The 3,942-nt window shown below is 35.2% G+C and carries 5 protein-coding genes; 1 reads left to right on the top strand and 4 read right to left on the bottom strand.

Annotation, left to right across the window (positions count from 1 at the left end):
• Positions 1-234: 234 nt before the first annotated feature.
• Positions 235-1,203 (bottom strand): hypothetical protein, encoded by a 969-nt coding sequence (locus ACN4EE_RS22215; protein WP_431708701.1) that lies wholly within the window; start codon positions 1,201-1,203, stop codon positions 235-237.
• Entirely contained in the window at positions 1,203-1,823 is a 621-nt protein-coding gene (locus ACN4EE_RS22210; RefSeq protein WP_431708700.1) for a ParA family protein, read from the bottom strand. The genes ACN4EE_RS22215 and ACN4EE_RS22210 overlap by 1 nt, the downstream gene beginning before the upstream one ends.
• A 184-nt stretch (positions 1,824-2,007) precedes the next feature.
• Here ACN4EE_RS22210 and ACN4EE_RS22205 point away from each other — a divergent pair, with 184 nt between their 5' ends.
• Positions 2,008-2,304, top strand: a complete 297-nt coding sequence (locus tag ACN4EE_RS22205) for an HNH endonuclease (protein WP_431708699.1) — start codon at positions 2,008-2,010, stop codon at positions 2,302-2,304.
• Between the two features lie 53 nt (positions 2,305-2,357).
• On the opposite strand, the gene ACN4EE_RS22200 is transcribed toward ACN4EE_RS22205, so the two are convergent.
• Together ACN4EE_RS22200 and ACN4EE_RS22195 are read right to left on the bottom strand one after the other, a co-directional pair.
• Positions 2,358-2,768: a hypothetical protein gene (locus tag ACN4EE_RS22200; RefSeq protein WP_431708698.1), complete on the bottom strand. Its 411-nt coding sequence runs from the start codon at positions 2,766-2,768 to the stop codon at positions 2,358-2,360.
• Between the two features lie 338 nt (positions 2,769-3,106).
• A partial coding sequence (locus ACN4EE_RS22195) for a hypothetical protein (RefSeq protein ID WP_431708697.1) occupies positions 3,107-3,942 on the bottom strand: 836 nt, incomplete at its 5' end.

Below are 3,942 nucleotides of genomic sequence, written 5' to 3'. Positions count from 1 at the left end.
AGTGAAGTGTAAAAACACTATGATAATTTTTGCTTCTATTTAATTATCAGGATGATTTTCGGAATTTATGCAAAATTTAATAATATTTTTATAAAGTTACAGTTATACAAAGTTAGATCGAGGTGTTGGCGGAAACATAGGGTCGCTGTTATGAGGGGCAGTGGTGTAAAATTTATTAGATCGAACTTTAATAAGTCAAGGATCGATCGAAATTAGATTTTCTGACATTCCCAACTAGAGAGAATCCAAACCTAAAGATTGCCTTAAATCCTTCTCCGTCGCACCAATAAGAGAATCCCCCCGTTGTAACAGCAAATCAATAGCTAAACGAATCAAAGTATTTTCCGTAATTCTTTCCCCTTTTCCATGACGACTGCGGTTTAACTTACGCACCAACAAAGTTAAATCATCCAATTGTGCTTCCGTTAACCTTGCCTCCTTACGCACAAGAGTTAAATATTTAGGTGTCTTTTCTACTTCCTGAGTCTGTAACTCTGTTTCTTTAGTCACCCGATATTCTGTTGAAGTTGAATTAGCCACCTTTTTCCCCGACTCCGCCGTAGTTTTTCCTCCTCTTTTTTTACGAGAATTAATTCCTTGATTAGTCATAGAGTCCGTAACTTTTGTTGTCTGTGATTCTAAATTATCCTTATCCATTGCAGTTCGATCGATCGTCATAGCTGATTGATTTTCTAACCCTTGAAAACTTGTTTCCTTCATCATTTCATCCCTAGGAGAATTAATTACCCCTTGATTTCCTGACAAATTAACCTTGTCATCAGAGTCTGTTAAATTGTCACTATCAAATGCTGTTACCTTATTACTTTGTAAATCAGTAGCTTTTTCAATCATTGATTTTAATTCAAAAGTTTCTTCACTAGAGATAATTTCTAAATCCACTAAGTCTAGTAGTTTGTTACTTTCAGACTCCGTAACTTGCAGACTTTGTGACTCTGGTAGTCTGTTACTTTCAGACTCCGTAACTTGCAGACTTTGTGACTCTGGTAGTTTGTTACTTTCAGACTCTGTAACTTGCAGACTTTGTGACTCTGGTAGTCTGTTACTTTCAGACTCTGTAACTTGCAGACTTTGTGACTCTGGTAGTCTGTTACTTTCAGACTCTGTAACTCTGGTAGTTTCAGGTTCAGATATAACTTCAACAGCTTCACCAATTAAACTAGAGAGATTTTTTTTCCTTGCCATTACCAATTAGCCTCCAACTCTTGCACTACTTGACGATAATCTCGTAAACCTAAACGAGAATTTTTACCCTTTGCTTTAGTAATCGCTACCCCCTCCAGAGGACATCTTTCATGGACTTTATAACTGCGAATCATACCCTCAAATACCCGAATCTTAGCAGATTTGAGAGCTTCTTGAGCCTCCTTCGCCTCATTGATCGATCGAGGATCAACCTTCGTGATTAAAACACTATAATTTACAGTAATCGGTAAAATTGCCGTTTGTACCGTAGTAATTAAAGCCGTTAAATCCATCGGAGCAGGTATGGTAGGCAGTATCAAATAATCCGCCACTTTAATCACCGCCTTTAAAGCCTCACTCCCCAAAGCAGGAGGAGTATCCACCACGATCGATCCATAATCAGATATTTGCTTCAACTTGCCCAACAAATCCGCATTAGTTTCCTGTGCTATGTCAAAAGGCAAATCCCCCCTTTCCGCCCACCATGTAGCAGAACCTTGAGGATCTGTATCCACCAATAAAGTAGAATACTTACCAGCTAAAATAGCCGCTATATTCACCGCCGTTGTGGTTTTGCCCACCCCACCCTTTCCGTTTGCGATCGCTATAATCCTTCCCATTTATTCCCACTATAGATTTATTAGTTGCGACTCTGTTAGTTTGTTAGTCTGTTAGTATAGCATCTATTTGATTAGACTATCGTAATTATTTCTTAGTTTGGTAGTCTGTTACTTCCTAACTCTGTCAGTCTGTTAGTAAATTAATGATAAGATAAGAAATCAAGAATTACACATAATATAATTAATGTCAAAATCTCGGTATCCAGACAACTGGGACAAAATAGCAAGAGAAAGAAAAGAAGCAGTAGGTTGGAAATGTCAAAAATGTGGAATACAATGTTTGAAACCAGAAGATGATCGATCAAAATTAACAATTTCTGACATAAAAAAAATAACCTTAGCCGTACATCATGCTAACTATAAACCTGAAGATAATCGCCCCGAAAATTTGATTCCTCTTTGTAATCCTTGTCATCTTTCTTATCATACCAGAAGAAAAGGTAGTGTCTCGATCGGACAATTATCCCTGTTTGACTATTGATTCAGATCAGCACATTACTAGATCACTACCACTAGCGAAAAAATTTTCCAACTCTAATCTACTTTCACCATAGCTTGTCCCACAGTGCAAGTTTGTCTGTTACCACAATGTCCTGTACCGATTAAATCATTCAGTATTAAATCAACATCGATAACTGAAACTTTAAAGTTCCGATCAGGAGTTTCAACACTAAAACGACAATGATAGGAATTTTTACATTCAGCTAAAGAGATCAAATCCATATCATCCCCTTCAGGTAAACATAAAGTACCCACTAAAGAATGAGATATACATAAAGCAATATCAGGAGCACCTTCCTTAACATCCCAGTTTTGTCCTCCTGCTTTAGTTTTTTCGACATCAACGGTAATAGTCGTTATTTTCGCTGCTAAAACATCATTTGGGTACAGGAAAATAAATAGTACAGCAATAGATAAGATAAATAGGTAACTAAGAATTTTCATAGCTTATTTCACATTCGCCAATACATTTTATCACTAATTAGTCGCACATTATTAATTTATACGGCTCTTCTACTTTGAATATGATAAATTATTGATGAAGGTAGGCAATAGGGAATAGGCACTATTTCCATAGCAAATTCGTAACATAAGATTATAACTTTTGATGAGTTTATTTATATTTCTTATAGTTAATAAAGTTGTTGCGAAATTAAGAAAAAAATGGTTCTCTCAAACTAATTATGCTATTTTAATTGAAAGAAATTGGGAATAAAGAGTTTGCCGTTTGCCCCTATGCTACCTATGTTTTTTACAGACAAATTACTCTTCCGACTTTCTCATTACGTTTGAGTAAATTTATTTGAGTGTTTCTCTTTATACCAATTAGAAATAGTCGTTGTAGGTACATTCATTATATACTCAATTTCAACATAAGTTTTACCTTCTTCTCGCATTTTAATACATTGTTCAATTACCTCTTGGGAATATTTCCGAGGAGCACCAACTTTTTTCTCCCTTGTTAAATCATACTCTTTTATCGTTTTACAAAGAACTGTACTTGTCATTCCTGTCGCCTCTTGAATTTCAAGGTATGTTGAACCATTAAGCCACATTTTTACTGCGTTTTCCTTTTCTTCCTTTGAATAAATTTTTAGAGAACGTATTATGCCTTTTTTGCGAACATAAGATCTAATCGAGTCTTCGCAAATACCAGTTATCGCCTCAATTTCCACAGGTGTTTTTTCCTCTAAATATAGACGGCAAATCAAATCTTTTTCCTCAGATGTTGCGTTAACAACTGTTCTAAATTTTTTATATTCCTTGAGAAAACTCTTTACAGTTTTATAGCTACCAACCCCCACTAATTGAATAATTCTGGAAATAGAATAACCATTATCAAACATTTCCAAATAAAGTTTTTTAACTCCCTCATCGCAACTACGAGATGTAGCCGAAATCCAAGAATACTCTTGCTCTTCTGGAAGATTTTTTTGCATATTTTCTACAAACTCAATAAAATAAGGACAACCGTGACATTTAGTTTCTAAACCAGGAGTTTCACAACCACAATAAGAATGCCATAGTGACTTAGTTTTTTCTAATGCTTTTAAGTATTTATTTCCTGCTGATTCTAAACAATTATTCATATTACTATTCATATTTTTATCTCTAGCTC

The organism is Geminocystis sp. CENA526, assembly GCF_050753365.1.
Lineage (GTDB): Bacteria > Cyanobacteriota > Cyanobacteriia > Cyanobacteriales > Cyanobacteriaceae > Geminocystis.
This window is presented reverse-complemented; position numbering and strand designations above follow the sequence as displayed.